This is a genomic window from Lysinibacillus antri, assembly GCF_003977595.1.
Classification (GTDB): Bacteria; Bacillota; Bacilli; order Bacillales_A; family Planococcaceae; genus Ureibacillus; species Ureibacillus antri.
The window spans coordinates 1-25959 of sequence record NZ_RYYR01000033.1 but is presented as its reverse complement, the minus strand read 5'-3'; the positions used below and the strand labels follow the sequence as shown (position 1 = coordinate 25959).

25 protein-coding genes and 1 riboswitch are annotated in these 25959 nt (G+C 35.1%); of the genes, 14 read left to right on the top strand and 11 right to left on the bottom strand.

Annotated features, from left to right (window positions below; all coding sequences use genetic code 11):
- Positions 1 to 63: 63 nt before the first annotated feature.
- From sstT to EK386_RS17280, 3 genes are all read right to left on the bottom strand, one after another.
- Entirely contained in the window at positions 64 to 1284 is a 1221-nt protein-coding gene (gene sstT / locus EK386_RS17290) for a serine/threonine transporter SstT (RefSeq protein WP_126660430.1), read from the bottom strand.
- Positions 1285 to 1591: 307 nt separating this feature from the next.
- On the bottom strand, positions 1592 to 2761 hold the full coding sequence (locus EK386_RS17285) for an aminotransferase (RefSeq protein ID WP_126660429.1): 1170 nt from the start codon (positions 2759 to 2761) through the stop codon (positions 1592 to 1594).
- Positions 2761 to 3261, bottom strand: coding sequence for an Lrp/AsnC family transcriptional regulator (locus EK386_RS17280; protein WP_126660428.1), 501 nt, complete (start codon positions 3259 to 3261; stop codon positions 2761 to 2763). Before EK386_RS17280 ends, EK386_RS17285 begins: the two co-directional genes overlap by 1 nt.
- A gap of 405 nt (positions 3262 to 3666) precedes the next feature.
- On the opposite strand from EK386_RS17280, the gene EK386_RS17275 reads away from it, so the two are divergent.
- The 6 genes from EK386_RS17275 (at position 3667) to EK386_RS17250 (ending at position 9811) form a co-directional block, all read left to right on the top strand.
- Positions 3667 to 4509 (top strand): phosphate ABC transporter substrate-binding protein, encoded by an 843-nt coding sequence (locus EK386_RS17275; protein ID WP_126660427.1) that lies wholly within the window; start codon positions 3667 to 3669, stop codon positions 4507 to 4509.
- Between the two features lie 62 nt (positions 4510 to 4571).
- Complete coding sequence (gene pstC, locus EK386_RS17270; protein WP_126660426.1) at positions 4572 to 5480, top strand: phosphate ABC transporter permease subunit PstC; 909 nt, start codon at positions 4572 to 4574, stop codon at positions 5478 to 5480.
- 1 nt (position 5481) lies between these two features.
- Positions 5482 to 6309 carry a phosphate ABC transporter permease PstA gene (gene pstA, locus EK386_RS17265; protein ID WP_126660425.1) on the top strand — a complete coding sequence of 276 codons (828 nt, stop codon included), beginning with the start codon at positions 5482 to 5484 and terminating at the stop codon, positions 6307 to 6309.
- Between the two features lie 83 nt (positions 6310 to 6392).
- On the top strand, positions 6393 to 7166 hold the full coding sequence (gene pstB / locus EK386_RS17260; RefSeq protein ID WP_126660448.1) for a phosphate ABC transporter ATP-binding protein PstB: 774 nt from the start codon (positions 6393 to 6395) through the stop codon (positions 7164 to 7166).
- Positions 7167 to 7181: 15 nt separating this feature from the next.
- On the top strand, positions 7182 to 7841 hold the full coding sequence (gene phoU / locus EK386_RS17255; RefSeq protein ID WP_126660424.1) for a phosphate signaling complex protein PhoU: 660 nt from the start codon (positions 7182 to 7184) through the stop codon (positions 7839 to 7841).
- 278 nt (positions 7842 to 8119) lie between these two features.
- Positions 8120 to 9811 (top strand): methyl-accepting chemotaxis protein, encoded by a 1692-nt coding sequence (locus EK386_RS17250; RefSeq protein WP_158674464.1) that lies wholly within the window; start codon positions 8120 to 8122, stop codon positions 9809 to 9811.
- A gap of 52 nt (positions 9812 to 9863) precedes the next feature.
- Here the strand turns inward: EK386_RS17250 and EK386_RS17245 are convergent, their stop codons facing one another.
- Positions 9864 to 10280, bottom strand: coding sequence for a DUF1284 domain-containing protein (locus EK386_RS17245; RefSeq protein WP_126660422.1), 417 nt, complete (start codon positions 10278 to 10280; stop codon positions 9864 to 9866).
- A gap of 146 nt (positions 10281 to 10426) precedes the next feature.
- On the opposite strand from EK386_RS17245, the gene EK386_RS17240 reads away from it, so the two are divergent.
- A complete protein-coding gene (locus tag EK386_RS17240) occupies positions 10427 to 11308 on the top strand; it encodes an HNH endonuclease (RefSeq protein WP_126660421.1) in 882 nt (293 codons plus the stop codon).
- 29 nt (positions 11309 to 11337) lie between these two features.
- On the top strand, positions 11338 to 12390 hold the full coding sequence (locus EK386_RS17235) for a GIY-YIG nuclease family protein (protein WP_218939076.1): 1053 nt from the start codon (positions 11338 to 11340) through the stop codon (positions 12388 to 12390).
- A 97-nt stretch (positions 12391 to 12487) separates the two neighbouring features.
- Here EK386_RS17235 and EK386_RS17230 read toward each other — a convergent pair whose 3' ends face one another.
- From EK386_RS17230 to EK386_RS17225, 3 genes are all read right to left on the bottom strand, one after another.
- A complete protein-coding gene (locus EK386_RS17230) occupies positions 12488 to 12949 on the bottom strand; it encodes a hypothetical protein (protein WP_126660420.1) in 462 nt (153 codons plus the stop codon).
- A gap of 125 nt (positions 12950 to 13074) precedes the next feature.
- A complete protein-coding gene (locus EK386_RS20350) occupies positions 13075 to 13215 on the bottom strand; it encodes a hypothetical protein (RefSeq protein WP_179966057.1) in 141 nt (46 codons plus the stop codon).
- Between the two features lie 329 nt (positions 13216 to 13544).
- The gene (locus EK386_RS17225) at positions 13545 to 14594 is read right to left on the bottom strand and encodes a tartrate dehydrogenase (protein WP_126660419.1); all 1050 of its coding nucleotides are present in this window, start codon (positions 14592 to 14594) and stop codon (positions 13545 to 13547) included.
- 240 nt (positions 14595 to 14834) lie between these two features.
- On the opposite strand from EK386_RS17225, the gene EK386_RS17220 reads away from it, so the two are divergent.
- The gene (locus EK386_RS17220) at positions 14835 to 15014 is read left to right on the top strand and encodes a hypothetical protein (protein WP_126660418.1); all 180 of its coding nucleotides are present in this window, start codon (positions 14835 to 14837) and stop codon (positions 15012 to 15014) included.
- A 4-nt stretch (positions 15015 to 15018) separates the two neighbouring features.
- A complete protein-coding gene (locus tag EK386_RS17215; protein WP_126660417.1) occupies positions 15019 to 16488 on the top strand; it encodes a sodium:solute symporter family protein in 1470 nt (489 codons plus the stop codon).
- Positions 16489 to 16657: 169 nt separating this feature from the next.
- On the opposite strand, the gene EK386_RS17210 is transcribed toward EK386_RS17215, so the two are convergent.
- Entirely contained in the window at positions 16658 to 18166 is a 1509-nt protein-coding gene (locus EK386_RS17210; RefSeq protein WP_126660416.1) for a methyl-accepting chemotaxis protein, read from the bottom strand.
- 474 nt (positions 18167 to 18640) lie between these two features.
- On the opposite strand from EK386_RS17210, the gene EK386_RS17205 reads away from it, so the two are divergent.
- Positions 18641 to 19405 carry a DUF2935 domain-containing protein gene (locus EK386_RS17205; RefSeq protein ID WP_126660415.1) on the top strand — a complete coding sequence of 255 codons (765 nt, stop codon included), beginning with the start codon at positions 18641 to 18643 and terminating at the stop codon, positions 19403 to 19405.
- Positions 19406 to 19474: 69 nt separating this feature from the next.
- Here the strand turns inward: EK386_RS17205 and dapA are convergent, their stop codons facing one another.
- Positions 19475 to 20359 carry a 4-hydroxy-tetrahydrodipicolinate synthase gene (gene dapA, locus EK386_RS17200; RefSeq protein ID WP_126660414.1) on the bottom strand — a complete coding sequence of 295 codons (885 nt, stop codon included), beginning with the start codon at positions 20357 to 20359 and terminating at the stop codon, positions 19475 to 19477.
- Between the two features lie 113 nt (positions 20360 to 20472).
- Positions 20473 to 20652, bottom strand: a riboswitch (Lysine riboswitch).
- A 272-nt stretch (positions 20653 to 20924) separates the two neighbouring features.
- On the opposite strand from dapA, the gene EK386_RS17195 reads away from it, so the two are divergent.
- Complete coding sequence (locus EK386_RS17195; RefSeq protein ID WP_126660413.1) at positions 20925 to 21128, top strand: alpha/beta-type small acid-soluble spore protein; 204 nt, start codon at positions 20925 to 20927, stop codon at positions 21126 to 21128.
- 76 nt (positions 21129 to 21204) lie between these two features.
- Here the strand turns inward: EK386_RS17195 and EK386_RS17190 are convergent, their stop codons facing one another.
- Entirely contained in the window at positions 21205 to 21522 is a 318-nt protein-coding gene (locus tag EK386_RS17190; RefSeq protein WP_126660412.1) for a hypothetical protein, read from the bottom strand.
- Between the two features lie 131 nt (positions 21523 to 21653).
- Positions 21654 to 21926, bottom strand: a complete 273-nt coding sequence (locus EK386_RS17185; protein WP_126660411.1) for a hypothetical protein — start codon at positions 21924 to 21926, stop codon at positions 21654 to 21656.
- Positions 21927 to 22079: 153 nt separating this feature from the next.
- On the opposite strand from EK386_RS17185, the gene EK386_RS17180 reads away from it, so the two are divergent.
- Both EK386_RS17180 and EK386_RS17175 read left to right on the top strand, forming a co-directional pair.
- Positions 22080 to 23270 (top strand): DHH family phosphoesterase, encoded by a 1191-nt coding sequence (locus tag EK386_RS17180; RefSeq protein ID WP_126660410.1) that lies wholly within the window; start codon positions 22080 to 22082, stop codon positions 23268 to 23270.
- Positions 23271 to 23481: 211 nt separating this feature from the next.
- A complete protein-coding gene (locus EK386_RS17175; RefSeq protein WP_158674463.1) occupies positions 23482 to 25827 on the top strand; it encodes a sensor domain-containing protein in 2346 nt (781 codons plus the stop codon).
- Positions 25828 to 25959: the final 132 nt, after the last annotated feature.

Below are 25959 nucleotides of genomic sequence, written 5' to 3'. Positions count from 1 at the left end.
AGTTCTATCAATAGCGAACATAAAAAACCCCTTACCTATGAAAAAGTAAGGGGAACGGTTGTATTAAGCTGTTTTTCCATCTTTGCGTTTTTTTGCAATATCAGCAGTTGCTGTAAATAGAACGTCTGATGATGAGTTTAAGGCAGTTTCACAAGAGTCTTGTAAAACCCCAATAATAAAGCCGACACCTACAACTTGCATTGCAACATCGTTTGAAATTCCAAATAAGCTACATGCAAGTGGAATAAGGAGTAGGGAACCTCCAGCTACACCGGAAGCACCTGATGCTGAGATAGCAGAAAGTACCATTAAAATAATAGCTGTCCAAATATCCACTTCGATGCCTAACGTATGTGCCGCAGAAAGTGTTAGTACTGAGATTGTTACTGCTGCACCAGCCATATTAATTGTTGCACCTAAAGGAATTGAAACAGAGTATGTATCTTCATCCAAACCTAGCTTTTTACATAAATTCATATTCACAGGGATATTTGCTGCTGAACTACGCGTAAAGAAGGCTGTTAAACCACTTTCTTTAATTGTTCTCCATACAAGTGGATATGGATTTTGACGAGTAAAGCCAAAAACAATAATTGGATTTACAACTAATGCAACAAAGAACATACAACCAAGAAGTAAAATTAGAAGTTGTCCATATTCAAGTAATGAAGAAAGACCATTTGTTGCAATAGTATCAAATACAAGACCCATAATCCCGAATGGTGCTAATTCGATGACCCATTTTACGATACGTGTAATACCATCAGATACGTTTGCAATGACAGTTTTTGTTGTATCAGCTGCATTTTTTAATACCAATCCTAATAAAATCGCCCAAGTTAATATGCCAATATAGTTTGCATTTAATAGTGCATCTACTGGATTGTCTACAACGTTAAATAATAGAGTTTCAAGTACTTCTAATATCCCGCCTGGAGGAGCTACATCTTGTGCACCTGTAGTAAGGGTTAAGGAAACAGGGAAGAGGAAGCTTGCTACAACTCCTACAACACCGGCTAAGAAAGTGCCAATTGCATATAGCACTAAAATTGATTTCATGTTTGTCTTCGTACCACTCTTATGATTTGAAATGGCATGAACTACTAAAAATAATACTAATATAGGTGCTACAGCTTTAAGTGCACCAACAAATAAAGAACCAAGAATGGATACCCATTTAGCCGAATCGGGTATTGTTACCGCTAATAGAGCACCAATAATGATCCCTATTAAAATTCTAGTGACTAAACTAATATTATTCCATTTTAGTATGATGTTTCTCATGTTTTCCCTCCGATGTTTTTCCTGACATATACTAGTAGAGTGTACATTTGTATTACCCTGATGGACATTTGTGATAGAGATAGTTTATCACGATTAATTAATTTTAGGAACAAGTATTTAATAAAAATAAAAAATTTTTAATATTTTAAATATTTATACTATTCTAATTGTCATAGGTGTATATTAACGGAATTGAGAATTTATTTTATTACCAAGGATAAGTGTAGTGGTAAAACATATAAGAAAATATACAAGAAAAAACGCTACAAACTCTAGTCATTGGAGTTTGTAGCGCTTTTCGCTTTTTTTATAAATTATCAATAAAATGTTTAATTCGTTTTACGGCTTCTTGTAATTGTTCTAATGAAGTCGCATATGAACATCGGATATGACCTTCGCCACTAGCCCCGAATACATCACCAGGGACAACTGCAACGCCTTCTTTCATTAACAGTTGTTCCGCAAACTCTTGAGAGCTTAAGCCTGTTGACTTAATAGAAGGGAATGCATAGAAAGCACCACCAGGGTTATGGCATTCTAATCCAATCTCATTGAATGACGAAACAATATAATTGCGACGACGACGATAACTTTTCACCATTTCATCTACTTCTGGACGACCGTTTCGAAGAGCTTCAATTGCCGCATACTGTGCCATTGTCGATGCACACATTAATGAATATTGGTGTACTTTTAACATGGCATTAGAAATTTCAGGTGGCGAACAGACAAAACCTAGACGCCAACCTGTCATAGCAAAGCCTTTTGAGAACCCAGAAACTAAAATTGTACGTTCTTTCATACCTTCTAGGGCAGCCATACTTGTGTAGTCTTCGTCATAGGAAAGTTCCGCATAAATTTCATCTGCTACAATAAGTAGATCATATTTTTGGGCAAGTAATGCGATCTCTTCTAATTCGTGCTTACTAAGCATAGTTCCAGTAGGATTGTTTGGTGAACATAGCATAATGGCTTTTGTTTTATCAGTAATTACTGCCTCTAATTGATCAGGCAGTATTTTAAAATCGTTTTCTTTTAAAGCTTGTACCTGTACAGCCACACCACCAGCTAATTCTACCATTGGAACATAGGATACAAAGCAAGGTTCTACAACAATCACTTCGTCACCTGGGTCTAAAATCGTTCTCATCGCAATATCGATTGCTGAACTTGCCCCAACTGTTACGATAATTTCGTCTTTTGGTGAGTACTGAACATTAAACTCGTTATACATGTAATTTGCAATTTCTTCGCGTAACTCTAATAATCCTGCATTTGGTGTGTAAGAAGTAAAGCCACGTTCAAGGGAACTAATTGCCGATTCGCGGACGTGCCAAGGAGTAACAAAATCAGGTTCCCCTACGCCTAATGAGATGACACCTTCCATCCCTGCAGCTAAATCAAAAAAACGGCGAATACCGGATGGCTTTAAATCATTAACCAATTTAGATACATACGTATTTTTTGTTGATTTCATTACGGTGACACCACAATTCTTTTGTCTTTATTCTCTGGTTCGAAAATGATTCCGTCATGTTTATACTTTTTCAAAATAAAATGAGTTGTTGTTGAAAGAACCGAATCAAGTGTTGAAAGTTTTTGTGATACGAAATTCGCGATTTCATTCATTGATTTTGCTTCTACAATAACGGATAGATCATATGTTCCTGACATTAAGTAAACAGAATTTACTTCGTCAAAGCGATAAATTCTCTCAGCAATTTCATCAAAGCCCACACCGCGTTTTGGCGTCACTTTCACATCAATCATTGCGCGAACGCCAGGATGTTCCTCGACTTTTTGCCAATCCACAATGGAAATATATTTCACGATTACTTTATTATCTTCAAGTCGTTTCATCGTTGCGGAAACTTCATCCACACTAAGTCCAGCCATTTTTGCTATATCTTCTACTGCAATTCGTGCATCTTTTTCAAGTATTTCAACTATTTCCATTTCTTTTTCCGTTAATTTCATGGAAAGACCTCCAGATAGATTAGAATATTTTTCAGAAAAAAGGACATTTTTCGCCATAATTAGCGCTAGTAGGTAGTTTTCTAATTATAACAAAATTATAGCCATTTCTATGATTTTAACTGTGTTTTTTTATTACCTCAAGACAATTTCTAAGAAATAGCAAAATGTTCATTTTTGAAGTGTTATGGTACAGATTTATAGTAAGTTTTTTCTTTTAATATTTTTTGATTATTCGTAAGTATCATTGAGTTTCCCTAATTTAACAAAATTTAACACGTATATTCTTGATTTTTATAATATTTACAAAACCTTTACATTGTTACTGCACAAAATTTACACTGCGAATTTATTCTACTAGTAGACAAAATAAGACGAGAAAATCCGCTATTATCTTGGAGGTAATAAATGAATACTTTGCTCAAAGTGAAAATGACATTGTTGATACTTTCTGTGCTCGCTATTTTATCAGCATGTACAAGTAATGGAAATAATAGTACAGATGTATCGAATGAACAGCATTCAACAATTTCAATATCAGGTTCTACCTCAGTAGGACCGCTTGCTGAAAAATTGGCACATAAATATTCAGAGAATGAGAATGTAAATATAGAAATAAATCAAATTGGATCTTCTGCAGGTATTACAAATGCTATCAACGGTGTTTCGGAAATAGGGATGTCTTCGCGTGATTTAAAAGAAGAAGAAACAGCTAGTGGATTGCATGAAGTCGTGATTGCTTATGACGGAATTGTCGTAGTAACGCATCCAAGTAACAAAGTAAAAGATCTTACAATAGATCAAGTAAAACAAATATTCACAGGTGAAGTGACTAATTGGAGTGAGCTAGGTGGGGATGACATGGAAATCGTCGTTGTCTCTCGTGAAGATGGTTCCGGTTCCCGCGATGCATTTCAAGAAATTGTAGATTATAGCTCAGGTGAATTAGTAAGAAGTTCGATTATAGCAAGTGGAAATGGAAATATTAAAACAACAGTTGCGAATAATAAGCATGCAATTGGCTTTATATCATTTGAGTACATTGATGATACGATTTCAACGGTAGATATTAATGGTGTAGAAGCTACTGCAGAAAATGTGCTACAGCAAAAATACAGTTTGTCTCGACCTTTCCTGTTTGTATATAAAGAAGGCAAATTAACAGAAGGTGGCCAACAATTTATTGATTTTATTTTAAGTGAAGATGGCCAACAAATTGTTGCAGAGGCAGGAGCGATTCCAATTAAATAGTAACCTTTATACAAGGATGACGATCAATTAATTTCTAAAAGTAAACTTGGAGGAAAAAACAAGTGTCTATCCAAATAAACCACAACGAAGAAATCGGCAAGGCAAATAAAAGAAAATATTTGTTAGAGAAGGTATCGGCAAGACTTTTCTTGTTGTGTGCGCTTCTTTCAGTAATCACATTATTGTTAATCATTGGATTTGTATTTTATAAAGGTTCACATCCTTTTATCGTGGAAGGCTATAGTTTTATTGATTTTATCTTTGGCACTGATTGGGTACCAAGTGAAGATAAATTTGGTATATTCCCAATGATTGTTGCGTCCATTTTCGCGACAATTGGGGCATTAATTATTGGAGTTCCAATAGGGTTATTTACAGCCATTTTCTTAGCTGAAATTGCTACCAAAAAAGTAGCTAAAGTTATATCCCCTGCGATTCAGTTATTAGCAGGTATCCCGTCTGTTCTATATGGTGTATTTGGACTTGCGATCATCGTTCCGTTTTTACAGAACACATTTGGTTTAGCAAAAGGACAAAGCTTACTAGCTGTTATTTTAGTGTTAGCCATTATGATGTTACCGACAATCGTAACAGTAGCAGAGACAGCGATTCGTGCGGTGCCAAATACATATCGTGAAGGCTCATTAGCTCTTGGTGTATCACAAATTGGTACGATTTTTAAAGTTGTTGTACCTGCTGCCAAATCAGGGATTATGACGGCCATTGTATTAGGATTAGGTCGTGCAATTGGCGAAACGATGGCTGTAATTCTAGTAGCAGGTAATAGTTTAATTGTTCCTACTAGTCTTACGGATAGTGTTCGCCCGCTAACAACCAATATTGCGTTAGAAATGGGTTATGCTGCAGGTACGCATCAAGAAATGCTATTCGCAACAGGAATTGTGTTATTCTCGTTTATCTTAATTTTAAATTTTGTATTAGCAAAAATCAGTGCGAAGGGTGGTAACTAAGTTGAGACAAGTAAAAGATAACATATTCCGTGGACTTTTATGGTTTTCAGCATTCCTTTCCGTTGCCGTCCTCGTCATGATTGTTGGTTTTATCTTTTATAAAGGAATTGGTTTGATTAGCTTTGATTTCATTTTTGGCAATTATTCACCAGATGGAGATGGTGGAATCTGGCCGATGATTGTTACGACAATTTATACAATTGGAATTTCTTTGGTCATTGCAACGCCAATCGGTATACTAGCAGCACTTTATTTACAAGAGTACGCTAAACAAGGTCGATTAGTAAAAATAATTCGATTTGCTACAGAAAGCTTAACTGGTATACCTTCGATTATTTATGGTTTATTTGGAGCCGTATTCTTTGTAACGACTTTAAAATTTGGTATGTCTATTCTAGCGGCTTCGTTAACATTAACGATCATTGTATTACCGGTTATTATTAGAACTACAGAGGAAGCATTAAAGACTGTTCCACAAGCCTATCGTGAAGGCTCGTTGGCATTAGGAACAACAAAGTTACAAACGTTATATAAAGTAATTTTACCAAATGCAATGCCAGGGATATTATCAGGTATTATTCTTTCTATCGGGCGTATTGTTGGTGAATCAGCGGCAATCTTTTTAACTGCTGGAACTGTGGCTGCGCTACCAGAGAGTATTTTCTCATCAGCTAGAACATTAACGGTTCATTCTTATTTAGTAACACAAGAAGCTGGCGATATTGAACTTGCAGCAGCAGTGGGCATTGTTCTAATCGTAATTATTTTAGCTATTAACCTTTCAGCAACGTATTTATCAAAAAAATTAAACAAGGCAGATCAAAAATAAGGAGTATGACTATGAGTACGGCAGTTATGGATCGAAGTGAGATAGAAGTCAACCAAAATCTAGCAGGAGAGGTACTTTCACAGATGAAACAAACTAAAGAAGCTAAAGCATCCAAAATAAATGTAAAAGATTTAAATTTGTTTTATGGTGAAAAACAGGCACTATTCGGAGTGTCTCTTGATATTCTTGAAAATGAAGTAACTGCTCTGATTGGTCCTTCAGGTTGTGGTAAATCAACTTTCTTAAGAACATTAAATCGGATGAATGATTTGATTGATGGCGTAAAAATTACAGGTGATATCGTCATTGATCATGAAAATATATATAAAACGAATGATGTAATTAAATTACGTACAAAAGTCGGGATGGTATTTCAAAAACCAAATCTATTCCCAATGACGATTTATGATAATGTCGCTTATGGTCCACGTATGCAGGGCATTAAAAATAAAAACGAATTAAATAAAATTGTTGAAGAGAGCTTACGCGGTGCTGCAATTTGGGATGAGGTTAAAGACCGTCTTAAAACATCTGCACTAGGCTTATCAGGTGGTCAGCAACAACGAGTTTGTATTGCTCGAGCAATTGCGATGAAGCCAGATGTCATTTTAATGGATGAACCTACTTCAGCCCTTGACCCAATATCTACGTTAAAAGTAGAAGAGCTCATTGCAAATATGAAGGAAGATTATACAATTGTCATCGTAACTCATAACATGCAACAAGCAGCAAGGATATCTGATAAAACGGCGTTCTTCTTAAATGGAGAAGTGGTTGAATATGATGATACAGATAACATTTTTTCAACACCAAAAGATCAAAGAACAGAAGATTATGTAACAGGTCGATTCGGATAATTGGAGGAGTAGTAAATGGTCATTCGTGAAAACTTTGAAAATAATTTAAATGAATTAAAGAGAAAGATTAATGAGATGGGCAAACTTTCGATTGACGCCTTAGAAAAAGCTTATAATGCTTTAGAAACACAAGATGTTGAAATAGCTTTAAAAGTGATTGAAGAAGATACAGATGTTGATAATCTTGAAAATGAAATTAACCAATTTGCCATCTGGTTAATGGCGAAAGAGCAACCGGTAGCAAGAGATTTACGTGTCATTATCGGTGTACTTAAAATTTCATCAGGGATTGAGCGTATTGCGGATTTTGCAGTAAATATAGCAAAAGCAACTATTAAGATCGGTAAAACGAATTCATTATTGCAAACTACTCATCTTGAGCAAATGAAAGAACTTTCTATACTTATGCTACAAAAAGCACTTCAATCTTTTTCGGAAGAAGACATCGTTTTAGCTAAAGAGGTAAGTGAGTTAGAGGATAAAGTGGATCAATATAATGTTGAAACTTATAAAATACTTACGACTTATTTAAGTGAACATCCAGAAGAAACAAACCAGCTAGTACAATTATTATTTGTAAATCGCTATCTTGAACGTACAGCTGACCATATAACAAATATCGCAGAAAGTGCAGCATATTTAATAAAAGGTCAAATATATGATTTTAACCAATAGCACTTTAAAAAGAAGCAGATTCTCAACATGGAACTGCTTCTTTTTTTATTTGTTCAATTAATAGTAATTTATCGGGGCTAACCATTTGATGTTGAATTTTTGAGAGAATTTGAAGTTTAAAATAGGTTATATACACTATTTACCACTATTTGTAAATGCTTAAATATGTAGAAAGTTGTAGACTTTATTACTAGATTCTAATAAAATTTAACTATTATTACTATATGTTTGCATTTCACAAGAATTACGATTTCATAGACTTTGGAGCTGATAGAAAAATGAAAATGACGGTTAGTAGGAAACTATTGCTTGGCTTTTTTGCAATACTCCTTTTATTAGCTATTGTAGCAGGAATTGGCTATATACAGCTTAATAATGTGAATAATAAGTATTATGAAGTAATTGATGATCGTTCGCAAAAAATTCAGCTTGCAACGGATATCATGCTATATACTTCCAATGAACAATTGGCTCTTAGAGGATTTGTTATTTATGGAAATCAAGAGCAACTGGATGCACTAGATACTGCAAAGAAACAATTTCAACAAACGATTGATAACTTATCATCTGTTATTAATGAACCTAAAGGGATTTCAATAATGGATAATTTAATAGCGACTGAGCAGGAGTATATTACAATCGCTGAAAAAGTTATCGCTTACAAGCAAAAAAATGATAGGGAAGGGTACTTAAAAGTCTTGACTGAAGAAGGAATCCCTACCATAAAAAAATTGCAAGCACTATCTAAAGAATTTCTACAATACCAACAAAATAATATGGCACTTGCAAGTGAACAGCTTTCAAAAGAAACAAATGCTACAACAAATATAATCCTTACAATTAGTATCATTGCGATTATTATTGGTATTTTAGTAGCATTATTTATTAGTAGACTTATTTCGAACCCAGTACGACTTGTATCAAATGCCGCACAAGAAATTGCAGATGGTAACCTTGCAATCGAGGATGTTCATGTGAAAAATCGAGATGAGATCGGTGAATTAGTTAGCGCTTTTAATCAAATGAAAACAAACTTACGAACAGTGATCCAAGAAGTTAGTTCTACATCAGAACAAGTGGCTTCCTCTTCTGAACAATTAATGGCCAGTAGTGAACAAACGACTTCTGCGACAAATCAAGTGGTGGTATCCATCCAAGAACTTGCAAACACAATTGAAGTTCAAGGATTAAATACGGAAGAAAGTGCTCGTGCTATAAGTGAAATTACAATCGGTGTTCAACGTATTGCAGAATCTACTTCTGTTGCTGCAGATGGAGCGATGGAAACGGCAACCCAAGCATCTAATGGGAATGAATCCATTCAAAAAGTAGTAGAGCAAATGAAGGTCATTTTCAATACAACAACAGAAACAAATTCCGTAATGAAGCAACTAGAAAGTAAATCCCAGGAGATCGGAAAAATAATTGATGTGATTACTGGTATTGCAGAACAAACAAACCTTTTAGCATTAAATGCAGCAATTGAATCTGCAAGGGCAGGAGAACATGGTAAAGGATTTGCTGTAGTAGCTGATGAAGTTCGAAAATTAGCAGAACAGTCAAGGGAATCCGCAAACCAAATTGCAGAAATTATACAGTTGATTCAGGTGGATACATTACGAGCTGTTGAAATGACGAATAAAGGAAATGAAGTTGTAGAAAGTGGATTACACTTAGTTGAACAAACGGGCCAAGTGTTTGAACAGATTGTTAGTCAAATAGAAGAAGTAAATATTCAAACACAGGAAATCTCTGCAACATCTGAAGAAATGTCAGCAAGTACTCAACAAATTAATGCAGCGATTGAAGAAGTAGCGCAATTAGCGAAGGCATCTTCAACCAATACAACAGAAATTGCTTCAGCCTCTGAGGAACAACTCGCAATTAGTGAAGAGGTAACTGCATCCGCAACATCATTAGCAGGACTAGCAGAAGATCTAAGAGGAATGGTTGGCAAATTTAAAATTTAATAGTTGATGAACAGGACGCATTTTTATTGTGTCCTGTTCTTTTATATTGCCATTATTTGATTTCCAGTAAACCTATACCATCTTTCATTCTTTGGACACCCTCTTCACAAACTCCATAGGAACGCCATGAGCAAGACTCACAAATTACCCCGATATCTGTAGGAAGGATATGGTCACTCACCCTTTCTTCAATATCTTTCCACGTTAAAATTTCACCAATACGTAACCCTAGTTTCTCTAAAATCGTTTGGTCTCTTTTATAAATATTTGAGTTTTGGCAATGATATTCACCTGAGTTCGGATACTTATCACATAAATGATCAGGTCCCTCAACAAGCAGTACTGTTGTTTGTGGATTAGCTCTTAATAGTTGATGTAATTGCGTCATATTTTCTACGTATTCTTTTGAGTAACCCATCCCGCGATAACCCAATAAACATAAAATATGATGTCCCCGTAGCTTGTACAATTGAATACCTCCATTTACGTTAATCTTTAATAAAATTATATTAACTTAAATGATGAAAGTAAATAATTGGATAGCGATTTATCTATCCTAATAAACATGGTATTATGTACCCAAAGAAATCATAAGTGGGACTGGGAGCGATTATAATGGCTGTATTTCGCAAAACATTAAAAGGGATTGGAACTGTTGGTGGAGGAGTAATTGGTGGAACTGTAAAAATCGCAGGAAAAGCAGTCGGTACAAAGTGGAAAGGTACAGGGGAGTGGCTTGAGGATGTAGGGGAGAGTGTTCAAACAGCGTCGAAAATTGCTTTGGATAATGCAGGGCAATTTATAGACGGTGCCGTTCAAAGTACATATGGTGTGATTAAAAAAGATGAAGAGAGTAAGCAAAATGGATTAGATGACTTAAAAGATTCTACAGGTAGAACGTTTAAAGGGATTGGTTCGACACTAAAGTATACTTTCAATAATGCAGGTTCAACCTATTCGGGTATCAAAAATGGGGATAAAGAACAGGCGATTGTAGGGCTCAAAAATCTAGGGAAAGTTGTTGCGGTTTCAACGCTGGCAATTGGCGTAGTAGATTTATTGGATGGGGTAGATACAGTAGAAGCAGAAGATCTAGAAACAAGAAATGACCATCTAGCTGGAGACGTTCATCCTGAAACAGGGGTACCATTTGTTGAGAAAACAATTAATGGACAAGTTGGCACATATCCTGTATTTGAATCTCAATTTAACGTCGTCATTGCAGAACAATTATATTTAGAAAGCGACCATGTTCATTTTTCAGTAGCAAATGATACATTATATGAAGCAATAATAGAAAATCCTAATCTTGCAAGTGATTTAGGGCTGTCTCAACTTGATGTGCAAGCTTTAGCAAATGGACAAACACCAGATGGCTTTACATGGCATCATAATGAAGAACCGGGTGTCATCCAGTTAGTAGATGAGGAAACGCATCAACAAACAGGTCATACAGGTGGACGAGAAATTTGGGGCGGCGGAAGTGCGAACCGTTAAAACCACATTTGTCAGAAGGGAGTAAAACCATGATCGATCTAAAAGAAAAGGTGAAAAAATTTCCTTCTACTCCAGGTGTGTATTTAATGAAAGACGCTTCGGGACATATTATTTATGTTGGAAAATCGAAAAATTTAAAATCTAGAGTAAGTTCGTATCTAATCAACTCAAAAAGTCATTCACCAAAAGTAGTGAAGCTAGTAAAACAAATTAGAGACATTGAGTATAGAGTAACCGATACAGAGTTTGAAGCTTTCTTACTAGAATGCCAATTAATAAAAGAGTTAAAGCCACATTTTAACAAATTAATGAAAAACCCAAAATCTTATATTTATATCGAGATTGGAATGGAGAAAGTACTTCCAACGATAAAAATGACCTACGAAAAAAACAATGCAACTAATTTATATTTCGGTCCTTTTACAAGTAAGAATACAGTGGAGAAGGCAATAGCAGGGTTAAAGGAATTTTATCAAATGAACTGTAATCAACCGAAGAAAAGCAACTCGCCATGCTTAAATTATTCGCTTGGCATGTGTATGGGGACTTGCTTTAATCCTGCTAATTACCAACAATACATCACCGTCATTCAGAGGGTTATTCGATTACTAGAACATGGCGATTCTACCATTCTAGATGACATGGAAGAGGCAATGGTTAATCTTTCTGTTAAGTTTGATTTTGAAAGCGCGACAAAAATTAGAGATACGATCAATGCCATTCATTCGTTATTAAATAAAGAAAAAGTGATTGAATTTGCAAAAGAAAATGAGTTTATCGTCGTTATGGAACCAATCGATGAACAAAAATTCAAGCTGTTTCTCATACACAATACAAAAGTTGTTTATCAACAGTTGTTAAGTATGAATGATTTGAATTGTTCTTCAATAGCCTCCGAAATTAATAACCATATCACCATTACCGAACCGCTATTAAGTATTCAGAAGGACATGATTGATGAAGCGCAAATTATATACAGTTATTTAAAAAGTAATGCATGTAAATATTTCATCATCCCTAAAACAATGGAGCTTAAGGACATTCATAAAGCTATGGAGGACGTTCTTACTACTTCCTGCTAATATAGGATTTTATTCCAACTCAATCGTATAAAGAAGATGAAAATGAACGCTTATTATAAAAGCCCGAATCCTGTTTTGTGGATTTTCGGGCTTTTCGCTATTCATAGTCTCTTTGCCTTTGAACTTGAGATAATGTGGTTAGAAAAATCACTACTAGTACAATAGACAGGATAATATATTTGAAGTTCAAAATGATTAATCCCCAACCATTAAGAAAAGCCTTTACTAAAATGGTCATTAAAAGGGCTGCTAGTAACGCCATCAGGATTTTATTAATTGCGGTATCTCGTTGGTGAATAATTGATTTTCCCATACGCCATAATAGAACCACTAAAATCATGACGCCTGTCAGCATTAAAACCATTGGAAGAAACAAATGCCACCCATAACCAACATGCACTTCACTATTTAATAAGAGATCAGTAAAGGTTCCACTTAATTTTAAGTCCACCAAAATAGGGGTTGCTAGTTTATGGGATAGGTAAAATAGAAAAAACGTAGAGATAACGCCGATTGTATAAAGGAGTAATTCAATATGATTATTCGATTTATTCCTCACATTTTTCCTCCTATGAAAGTTAGTTATTACTACGATATGTATAAGCAATTGGAAATAAAACTATTGAAGAAATAAGAAAAGAAGATCTCTTATTTTGTAAGAGACCTTCTTTGGCAAACATCAAATTATTTGCGTTTTTTGTTTTTTTGGTTGTTGTTATTGTTGTTATTTGCTTGATCGATATTTAGTTCTTGTGCGATTTCTTCACGGTTATTGTTGTTTTGGTTGTTGTTGTTCTTTTGTTGGTTTTTATTTCGTTTAGCCATGATTATCACCTCCGATAAATATTGTGTGCGTATATTAAAAAATTACACGCTAAAATTTACGAAAAATGAGGTATACATTTTTAAATTTCAAATCATCACAAGCTGGAGCTAAGCGCTCGAAATTCGAATTAAACGTTCCCAAATCAAGCTAAGTGATCTCAAAAGTGACCAAGCGCTCTCAAATGGAGCTAAGTGATCTCAAAAGTAGCCAAGCGCTCTCAAATTGAACCAAGTGCCCACAACCCAATCTAAGCTCAAGCAATGAAAAGCATTAGAAGTTCCAACTAAAAAATCCTAATTCACTCGTTTTGTGAATTAGGATTAATCGATTATAAGTAACTAAGTATAGATTCTTTCACTTCTCCCAGTGTAGACGTTCCACCAATATCACCAGTTTTGATACCGGATGCTAATGTTTTTTCAATGGCGGTTAATACTTGTGTCCCTGCTTTTTGTTGGCCTATGAAATCAAGCATCATTTTACCTGTCCAAATTTGACCAATTGGGTTGGCGATTCCTTTCCCTGCAATATCCGGAGCCGAACCATGAACAGGTTCAAACATAGAAGGATACTCGCCCTCAATATTTAAATTTGCTGCAGGTGCAATCCCGATACTTCCCATAATCGCTCCACCTAAATCCGTTAAGATGTCACCGAATAAATTGGAAGCAACGATGACATCGAATTCATGGGGCTTCATAACGAAAAATGCGGCCAATGCATCAATATGGTTCACGGAAGTTGTGATTTCTGGATAATCTTTTCGTACTTCTTCAAATATTTCATCCCAAAATGGCATCGAGTATGTAAGACCGTTTGATTTCGTAGCGCTTGTTACAGAGCCGCGAGAATTTTTGGCTAACTCAAAGGCGTAACGCATTGCACGTTCTGTTCCTTTTCTTGTGAAGATTGCATTTTGAATAGCAATTTCGTCGGCACCTTGATGAATACGACCACCGCTGTCGGAATACTCACCTTCAGAGTTTTCACGAACTACGGTAATATCAAAGTTGCGCGGATTTTTTAATGGCGACTCAAGACCTGCTAAAAGCTTTGCTGGACGTACATTTATAGACTGCTTCATTTCACGACGAATTTTAATCAGTAAGCCCCAAAGTGAAATATGGTCTGGTACAAGTTCTGGCATGCCGACCGCACCTAAGAAAATTTGATCATACTGCTTTAACGTTTCAATTCCATCTATCGGCATCATTTCGCCGTGTTCTAAGTAATAATCACAACCCCAAGGAAAGTATGTCCATTCAAATTGAAAATTCCCATCTAGTTCTGCAACGCGATCTAATACCTCAATTGCGGCAGGAACTACTTCTTTGCCGATTCCATCACCAGGAATTACTGCTATTTTATATACTTTCACCTTCAAAACATCCTTTTTATAAAATTTCGAATATAATTAAAATATACATTAATTTACTTATGAAAAATACGTTTTCTAAGAATAATTTTTCACTATAAGAATATGGGAAGTATTTATCCTGCAATAACTGGTTCAAGATGAAGTTTCATTTTATTAAGAATGGTGAAACTGACGCTATTTAGATATACTAATAATCAGTCTATTTAAAGTTTTTGGACTATATAAGTAAGAGGTGATTATTTGAAAGCGAATGAATGGAAGTGGGCTTTATCCATTTTATTTATTATTTTATTGGCTTACATTCTCCCATATACCCTATTAACAGACGTGGCGAAATGGTATGGAAGCTTCTTAATATGGCTACTTCTCGCAATTTTAGTAATTGGTATCAATTATTTTTTAACAAAGGATTGGAAGTGAACATATGACAACAGCTATGGTTTGGTGGGGGATTGTCATTTACATTCTCATTGCCTTGTTTATTGCCTACTTATCAAGAAGTGGCAAACAAACGAATATGGGCAGTTATTTTCTTGGAGATCGAAAAATGGGTGGGATTGTCTCTGCCCTAAGTTATAGTGCAACTACATATAGTGCTTTCATGTTAGTCGGATTAGCCGGGTTAACCTACAATGGAGGCGTTGGAGCTTTAGGGTTTGAATTAATTTATTTAATGGGTGTTTCCCTTGTTGCCTTTTTTGGTCCACGATTTTGGGTAGTAGGGAAGAAGTATGGCTATATTACACCATCTGAAATGTTAGGTGATCGTTATGAAAATCGACTGGTTGCTGTAGTCGTATCGATTACAAGTTGTCTCTTCTTAATACCATATAGTGCAGTTCAGCTATCGGGGGTCGGTTACTTATTACAAGGCATGACAAACAATGAAATATCCTATACAACGGGTGTGGTTATTGCGACTGTTGTAGCCATTATTTTTTCGTATATTGCAGGGATTCGCTCTGTGGCTTGGACAGATTCATTGCAGGCAATTTTTATGATTATTACATCTACTATAGTCGTTCTTATTTTGGTTCATAGTCTAGGAGGATTTAACGAATTTTTCGGCACTATAGAAACCGAGCGTCCTAACCATCTAACGGTACCAGGTAATGGTTTTTGGAGCTTTGTAACATTCCTTGGTATGACGATTCCTTGGTTCTTCTTTAGTCTTTCAAATCCACAAGTAAGTCAACGCTTATATATGCCTGCCTCGTTAAAAAGTTTACGGACGATGTTAATGGGCTTTATGATTTTCGGATTAATTTATACACTTGTTGCTGTTATGTGGGGATTTTCAGCAGTTGTTATGTTTCCAAATTTAGAAAAGGCAGATTTAGCAACGCCAATGGTTTTATCTTCGGATGCTGTCCCTCCGATTTTAGGAGTAATCGTAATGGTAGGAATTGTTGCTGCAGCGATTTCAACCATTGATTCAATTTTACTAACGTTGTCATCATTATTTGCAAGGGATGTTTATGGTCATTTCAAAAAAGGGTCAACGGATGCAATGCAACTACGTGTAGGGAAAATTGTGATTCCAATCATTGCGGTCTTAGCTTATTTATTTGCCGAGTTAGAATTAGATCTAATTGCCGTGTTATCTGTTGCTTCTTCAGCAGGGTTACTCGTGGTTGTTCCATCAATTATAGGTACTTTCTTCTGGAAGAGAGGGACAGCTGCCGGCGTATTAACAAGTGTCATCGTTAGCGGACTGATTGTCATTATACTCGAATTGTTTAAATTGAAACCACTCGGACTAGCTTCAGGTATGTGGGGAATTACAATCTCCACTATACTGTTCATTGGAGTGAGTTTAATAACAAAGGCACCTGAACAAAAAGCAAATGAATTTATTGATGTGATAAGAATTGAATTGAAAAAGTCTAAATGATAGAAAGGGGGCGTTCGAAAAGTGATTTTCGAACGCCCCCTTGCGACGAGGATAGTGACAATTTATTGTTCCTACCGCAGGAGCACAGATTTTTAGCGAAATTATATCATTAGAAGCCTAGCTGTCCAGAAGTGTAATACTTTCTGCACAGCTCCTTGTTCTCTTTGTATTAAATCGATCGTGCATGGTGAACTAAAGAAATGGCTGTACTATTAATTTCTTCGATTGCAGCATTTAATTCCTCTGTTAAAGAAGCTTGCGTTTGTGTCATGTCGGACATGGTGTCAATATGTACTAGTATTTCATCCACTAAAGAGGTCATTTCATTTAAACTGCCTTCAATTTTCTTTGTCGCATCCGCACTACCTAACGCTAATTTTCGTACTTCATTGGCTACGACCCCAAATCCTTGCCCTTGTTCACCTGCGCGGGCAGCTTCAATCGATGCATTTAATCCTAAGAGATTCGTTTGATCCGCAATTCCTTTAATGAAGTCTGAAATATTTCTTGTTTCATTCGTAGTTGTTTTTACTTTTTTCGCTGCGGCAGTAGAGTGTTCCTGAGCTGAAGCTAGTTCTTGCGCATGGGCAGTGACGGATTCTATTCCTTGTGTCATTTCTTCAATAGCTGTAGAGAGTTGGCTAATTTGATTAATAATTGAATCTACCGCTTGAGCTTTATTCTTTTCGAAAGTGATATCTCTTATAGTGCCCGCCACACGTAAAGGAACACCATTTGAATTACGTGCTGCTTCACCACGTGCTCTAAACCAACGATATGTACCATCTTTCTTTCTAAGGCGATATTCTATGTCAAATGTACTTCTTCCGGAATAGTCATTTAAATAGTCGACAAGAGCTTGAACGGATTTTTCTGCATCTTCTGGATGTAGGCTGTCACTCCAACTACTTAAAACGTTTGGAAAATCTGTTTCATCCTTGTAGCCAAGCACTCTTCTGAATTGATCAGACCACCAGAATGCATTATTTGGATTAACTGGATCACCTTCTACGACTTCTAAATCCCAAGGTGCTTCCTCTAATACAAGCATCATTAAATCATAACGTGTGACTAAACTATCTAATTGTTCATTTTCTAATTTCTTTTCATGAATATCAAATAAAGCTCCTACAACTCTTAATGGTACGCCCTTTTCGTCTCGCAATGTCGTACCTGTTGCTTGGAACCATCGATATACGCCATCTTTTCTACGTAAACGATACTCAATGTTATAAGGCGTTCTTCCAGAGTGATCATTTAAATGGTCTGCGAAGGCTTGAATGACCCATCCTTGTTCATCTGGATGGATTTTAGAAGCCCAGCTATCGAGTACATTTGGAAAATCCTTTTCATCCTTGTAACCGAGCATTTTCCTAATTTCATCGGACCAAATAAATTCATTGTGAGGATTAACAGGATCCCCTGCAATAACTGTCATATCCCACAGTCCAACTTGAATGGCCTTTGTTACTAAATTTAGGCGAAGTTCTGTATCGTCTTTTAATGCACTCGTTGTTTGTAGGGCACAATTAAAATTCTCTAGTATTTCCTTTACCATTTCGTTGGTATTTGGAGACTCCAATGTTGTACCGTAGTTTACTTTGATTGCTTCTTTTAAATTACGGCTTTGTTCTAATAAGTATTGTAAATGTTTTTGGGATGAATCTTTAAAAAACATACTCAATTTCGTCCTTTCCATTTATATAAAATTGTCCCATTGCTCCTAAGATAAAAGAGTATTGTCCGCAAATGCTTTTTTGAGTAAACCATTTATATTATTCAACATATAGGAGTCTTACCTTTCTGAATTAATACTCTTTTTCCACTCAGTAGAGTCTAACACCGGCAATTTACTTAAGCAATAGTAATATAAACACATCAGATTATTTAAAAGTATTATTATTTGGGTATATAGTTCTATTTTGTGTGGGTTTTTAGTCATGATATCGTACACTGTTAAGATGGACCTAAATAGTAAAATATGAAAACAATAATAGTTACATTTTTTTGAAAATATATAATATTATTTTGCCAAATGAAATTAAGCTATTAAAAAAATAGATTATTGAGTCGATAGGTAATCATGATTCAATTAATAAAATGCGTTACTGTCGAATAAAGTGGAAGGGAAGACAATAAGGGGGATGAATTGATGTCTAATTACTTAAGGAGTGCTGTATTTGAACATCAGTTTTGGTTACATGTGCTAGGTGACCATGCGCGCTTTATTCATGATTCACTTTATCCTTCCGAAAAAGATGATATAAAAAAAGCAGCTTTTTTCATCAAGCATTTTGATCAATTGCGTAGTCAAGTTGATACATTGAACGAATCGAATATTGAAGCTTTTACAACTAATGTTGAGCAACTGGTAGCTCAGTTGAGGCAATTTAAACTTTCCTTAATTAAACGGCATTTATTGGGTCAAATGAAAATACATCTAACACCAACTTTTATAAATCATATGGTAAATGAATTGGAGGAATATCAATTGATTTTGGGCTACTTGAGAGTAAAAAAGGTACCACCAATTTTTCATGAATTACATCATCATTTAGTTTGGTTAGTCGATGCAGCCGGTCATGCTGGTGCGATAAATGATCAGTTAGATGGAGTAGAGAAAAGATTGAAAGAGAAAAGTCATGAATATACGGAACACTTTGAACAGTTTTATTTAAAAGCAGTAGAGTTAACAGGATACTTACGCACTAATGTAAAGAAATTCCCAGCATTAAGTAAGTTTAATCATGATGTAGAAGTGAAAATGGGTCTATTTAAAACGTTTTTAAAGGAGCTTGAAGAATTAGAGTTAAGCGCTCAAGTTTTAGGTACATTTTCAGCATCGATGGCCGACCATATGGCAAGGGAAGAACAATATTATCTGATGAAATTAGCCGAGTCGACACGAATGAAATAATAAAAAAGCAACTTACCATGATGTTCACGCATCGCATGTAAGTTGCTTTTCTAATTTTAAAATAACAATTTATGCATTTACTTCTTCTAATTGGTTAAGTGTGCGTTTTAGTACTTCTAACTGTTCGTCATTTAATGGAATCATTGGCAAGCGAACACCACCAACAGGTACGCCATTTAGATTTAATGCAGCCTTTACAGATGTCGGATTTGGTGTTGCAAATAATACTTTCATAATGGGTAATAATTTACGATGATCGCTAGCAGCTTGTTGGAAGTTCCCAGTTAAGAATTTTTGAATCATTGCTTGCATTTCATTGCCAATAATGTGTGAGGCTACTGAGATTACACCTGCTCCACCAATCGATAAAGCTGGGATTGTTAAACCGTCATCCCCACTATATAATGAAAAATCTTCTGGTGTTTTTTCGATGATCTCTGCCATTGCATCTAAATTGCCGCTTGCTTCTTTGATGGATACGATGTTTTTAATTTGAGAAAGGCGTACAACCGTATCAACCGAAATATTAACGACACTACGACCAGGAACGTTATATAAAATAATTGGCAATGCTGTACTTTCTGCAATTGCTTTGAAGTGTTGATATAATCCTTCTTGTGATGGTTTATTATAGTATGGTGCAACGAGCATTATTGCATCGACACCGGCATTTTCTGCTTGTTTCGTTAATGCGATAGAACTACGTGTATTATAAGAGCCAGTACCTGCAATGACCGGAATGCGACCATCTACAACTTTTACTGCAAATTTAAATAATTCTACTTTTTCTTCGTCTGATAACGTTGGAGATTCTCCAGTTGTACCTGAGACAACTAATCCATCCGTACCGTTTGCAATTAGATAGTTAATTAAGTTTTCAGTGGCTTGCCAATCAATCTCCTCATTTTGTTTAAAAGGAGTCACCATAGCCGTTAAAATTTTTCCGAAATTCATTTCTTCTCCACATCCTTTACATTTTTTATAGAGGGAGAAGGGCGTTAAATGATAAACGCAAAAAAGCAACAACGAGGGCTCGTTGTTGCTTAGAAATATAAGTTCATTTCTTTGCGTAAGATAGCCCTCCATATAGAAACCTATATGACAGTTCTGCATTTATTCAACAACAGAACCAGCTTCAAGAAAATGAGATTCTTAAAAGCTTCGGCAAATTCCCCTTTTCACAATTATCAATGGATCTCATTATCCTCAAACTGTGTACTAATGGTCTTTGCGCCTCTATCCTTACTTCAAAATTTTTGAAATAAGAGAATATTTAATTAACAAGTATTTTACATGTTTATAGAATGAAATGCAATGCTGTTTTCTAATGTATTGCTACTTGTTTAGAAAATTATGTAACTATACAGGATTATTGCGTATAAAAAATAAAAAGTTGCTTAAAAAATATGTAAAAGGATATACCATTTTATACGAGGGAATTTGATACTGATGAGGGACTATTAACTTTGTATTAAAACCTCTACTTCGAACATTCTAATCTCACAAGGAGGTGAGAAGAATGGCTGATCGCAGTTCAAATAAACTACAAGTACCAGGTGCACAAGCTGCAGTAGATCAAATGAAGTTTGAGATCGCTCGTGAGTTTGGTGTAAACCTTGGACCAGAAGACGCTTCACGTGCGAATGGTTCTGTAGGTGGAGAAATTACAAAACGCCTTGTTCAAATGGCAGAAGCGCAATTAAAAGGACGATCTGGACAATAATACGTGACTGAGGGCTGATACAAAAAAACCTATTTTTTGTGTCGGCCTTTAAAATTGTATTTGGCTTCGGGTTGTACTACCTTTTTTCATTTTTAAGTTTTTGTAGTTCTTTCATTAAATATTGTACTTGTAGCTCTAGTTCTTGAATTCGGTTTTCATCTCCTGTACTTGTGGCATCACTCTCTTCCATATCTTGCTGTAATTCATCAAGTGCTAGGAAAGCTGCATAAGTTGAGATAATGCCTCCAATCGTTGAAATAAGTCCACCAAATGCCCCAAGTTTAGCGGTAAAGTTTTCATTTTTATCATTTTGATTTTGTCTATTGGGTGGGTCAACTCTGGGTGTGGTAGGTTGAACATTTCGGATATTGATATTTCTATTTTGAAATTGCATACTTTCCCCCCATTCCTCGTTCTCTTTGTAGTGTATGAAGCGTTGTTGGGAAAGGAGACAACAAAAGTTCTTTCATATGAATAGGAAAAGGGAGCCCAAGCTACAATGAGCGAGCCTCCCCAAAGCACCAATTATCCGCTAATTCGATTTTTATAAAAAATTGATTTAATCATCATAAATATTAATCTAAAAAAAGAAATTAGCATCTTTAAAACACTCATTCTAAGAGGTTTGTAAATACCCGTAATTACAAAAAATAATAAAATATAAAAAGATATGTTTGTTACGTTTGGTTGAATTGATATTAAACTGAGTAAGGCTATTACAATACAAAATGCGAAAATACTTACAATGGTTAATTCCGTTATCTTATTTTCACGTTCTTTTATTTGTTTTCTTCTCATGATCTAACTTCCTTTATACATATTTTGGGGCTAAAGTGACGAATGACATAAGATATTTTGCCTAAATAAATTGTTTACTATACATCGAGTGAATATGAAAAAATATCGATAAAAGTCGAAAGAAAACTCATACTAAATTTTGAGGTGAAATAGATGTATAAATTACTGTCACATAACGATTTAGATGGAGTCGGGTGTGGAATATTAGCGAAGTTGGCGTTTAATCAAGAGGTGAAAGTACGGTACAACTCAGTGTCTTCACTTAATCGAGAAATTGAGTTTTTTCTTGAAAATGATTCACCAGATACGTTTTTATTTATTACCGATCTCTCACCAAATGAAGAGAATGTAAAAAGACTAAATGCCCATTTTGGAGAAAATGGAAAAGTTCAGCTGATTGATCACCATAAAACAGCCCTCCATTTAAATGATTATGAATGGGGTAGCGTTGTTGTGGAAAGGGAAGATGGGAAATTAACCTCTGCAACGTCACTGTTTTACGAATTTCTAGTATTGAATAATTTATTAGAAGCGCGTGATTCCATCAATGAGTTTGTTGAACTGGTAAGACAATATGATACGTGGGAATGGGAAAAGAATGAAAATCATAAAGCACATGCCCTCAATTCTCTCTTTTATTTAGTGTCCATTGATGATTTTGAAGAGACAATGATGGAACGGTTGCGAAATAGTGATGATTTTGATTTTGATGAATTTGAAAAACGACTTCTAAATATGGAAGAAGATAAAATCGATCGTTATATTCGCCGGAAAAAGCGTGAAATAGTTCAAGCAAAAGTAGGAGAATATTACGCGGGAATTGTTTATGCAGAATCCTATCATTCAGAGTTGGGGAATGAACTTGGAAAAGAATATGCTCATCTAGATTATATCGTTATTCTAAATATGGGTGGAAAGCGAATATCTTATCGTACAATCCATGATCATGTTGATGTCTCAGCAGTAGCTGGTCATTTTGGAGGAGGAGGCCATCAAAAAGCATCAGGTTCCGCATTAACAGACGTAGCGTATAAGCAATTTGTATTAGATACCTTTCATCTAGAGCCATTGCAAGAAGACGCCAAAAAGAATCGCTATAATTTAAAGGAATCTGCCTTTGGTACTTTATATAAAACGAAGGGTGACGATTTATTCCTTCTTTATCATCAAAATGGAAAATGGACTGTAGATAAAAATAAAAAAACAATGTCCGAAACATTTACTACTTTTGATGAAGGGGAGAGATTTTTAAAACGCAATTTTGAAGCTTTTTTAGTAAAAGATGATTTCTTCGTAGAGTATTTAATAAAAGAAGTGAAAAATAATAATTCAAATAAAAAGTAGAATTGTTAAAGTAGGGATGGTGTCATACCACTCTACTTTTTTATTTTAGAAAGAAGTCATGCATTTTAGAAATAACGAAAAATTAATATACTTTTGAATTATTTAATGGAGAAAGTTGGCTGTGACTTTGGTATTATTAATGAAGTACAATCATTATTAGAGATATAAAGATTTTAAAGTGAGGCTATCAAACATGATGGGGTTTCTTAGTATGAAAGAACAGTTTTTTCAGTTATTTAACAAGCAGTCCGATAGTATTGTCGTTGTTAATAGTGAGGGAAATATAGCATATTTAAATTCAAAAGCTGAGAATATGTTTAAAGTGGAAACTAGTAATATGGTAGGGCAACCAATTAACTCATTAGTAGTAAATTATCATTTGCCAAATAAAGATGAATTGCAAATTGGCTTAAAAAGCGGGCTTCATTATTTTTGGCTAAATATTGATCAGCAAACCATTACTTTTGAAAAGGATTCGTATACGATACTTTTACTTAAAGAAGTAGATGAAAATAATCAGCAATTGAAGTTAGAATACGAGGGGAAAAATCACCTCATAAATAAATTAGGAAACCTCCAAAATGGGATTTTTAGTGTGAAAAAAGATAATCAAGGTAATTTGCGCTATACAATGGCAGTTGGTAAGTTACTAGACGAGATTGGCGCAAATTCATCGAAATTATATAACAATACTCCTTTTGATGTTTTTCCAAATGACATTGCATCGTTAAAACAAGAGCATTATGAAAGAGCCTTTGAAGGATATCGATCAACCTATGAACTTGAGTTAAATGGAAAACTTGTCTATGTGGATGTATCGCCAATTATGATAGGTGGAGAAATAACGGAAGTCATAGGTACGGTTTTGGATATTTCAGAGCTACGGACGACGCAATATGAACTCCAAGCAAATCAAAGGCAGCTTCAATCGATTTTTGAGCTTAGTCAAGAATATATAATAATTTTTGATAATAATCGAAACGTGATCAATGCGAATCCAAAAACAAAGGAATTATTGGAACTGCTTAATGTATCAATTTACGATCTTATCCCTGAAACTTATCTAAGTAGTATTAGAAGATATTTTGATAACGCACTTCAAGGGAAAGTCCAAAATTTTGATCTTAATTTTGTTAATAAAGAACAAGATGAAAATGTCATTAATGTCACGTTATTCCCAAACATTATTAATAATCAAATTATGGGTGTCTATTTGGTTGGGAAAGATCTGACTGAACAAAGAAAAATTCAAGAAACAAATGCGTATTTAGCGCATCATGATGAATTAACAAAACTTAGTAATCGAAGAAGAATGGAACAAAAAATTAGTAATGCACTTCAACAAGCACGAGAAAATAGTAGTCAGCTAGCCATTTTATTAATTGACCTGGATCGATTTAAATCCGTTAATGATACACTTGGACATGTCGTTGGGGATCGATTGCTAGAGCAAATTGCATTACGTATTAACAATAGTATTAATCGTCAAAAACATTCTGCTGCTCGTATGGGTGGGGATGAATTCATGATTTTATGTCCCGAAGTAGAATCGCAAGAAGAAGTCATCGAAATAGCGAAAAACTTCTTAGAAAATCTAACAACACCAATTTATATTGAAGACTTAGAGTTATTAATTACGGCAAGTATAGGGATTAGCATGTACCCTGAAGATGGTCATGATTTTGTAGAACTTATGAAAAAAGCGGATATCGCCCTTTATAAATCAAAAGAGCTAGGTCGAAACATGTATCAACTATTCGATCAGTCGATGAGTAAAAGAAACTATCAATCATTTATTTTAGAAAGAGATTTACGAAAAGCCATTATGAATGATGAATTTGTTGCTTATTTCCAACCTCGTGTGAACGCACTGACAGGAAAAGTGACAAGTGCAGAGGCATTAATTCGTTGGAATCATCCACAAGTGGGTTTAGTTTCTCCAGGAGATTTTATACCCCTTGCTGAGGAAAGTGGTCTAATTATTCCGATGGGGAAATGGATGAAAAGAAGAGTATGTGAGCAATTAGTGGCCTGGAGAGAGGCTGGTATCCCACTTGTCCCAATTAGTGTCAATATTAGTTCACAACGTTTTTTACAAAAGGATTTTGCAAAAGACATACGGGCATTATTAGAAGAGTATCAGCTAGAGGGGAAATATTTAGAAATAGAAATTACTGAAAACTCGATTATGAAAAATGAAGAGACTGTAACGAAAACATTAGAGGAATTAAAGGAATTAGGTGTGAAAATCTATATTGATGATTTTGGGACAGGCTATTCTTCATTCAATTATTTAAAAACCTTCCAACTTGATGGGGTTAAAATTGACCGTGCCTTTATTCAAAATATTTCATCTGAATCAGAAAATGCAAGTATTACAACGGCCATGATTAAAATGGCACATCACCTTAAATTAGAAGTAGTTGCAGAAGGTGTGGAAACGAAGCAAGAATTAGATTACTTAGTCGAGCAAAATTGCCTACAAATCCAAGGGTACTATTTTGGTCGCCCATGTCCAATCGAAGAATTTGAAGAGAAGTATTTACTAACTGTATAGACCTATATAACTCAACAGCCAAATCGAGAACTCGATTTGGCTTCAGACTGTAGACAAACTCGATAAATTTCGAGTTTGCCTACAGTCTTTTTTCTTTTACAATAAACTCAAGAGATTTCTAAAGGTAAAACG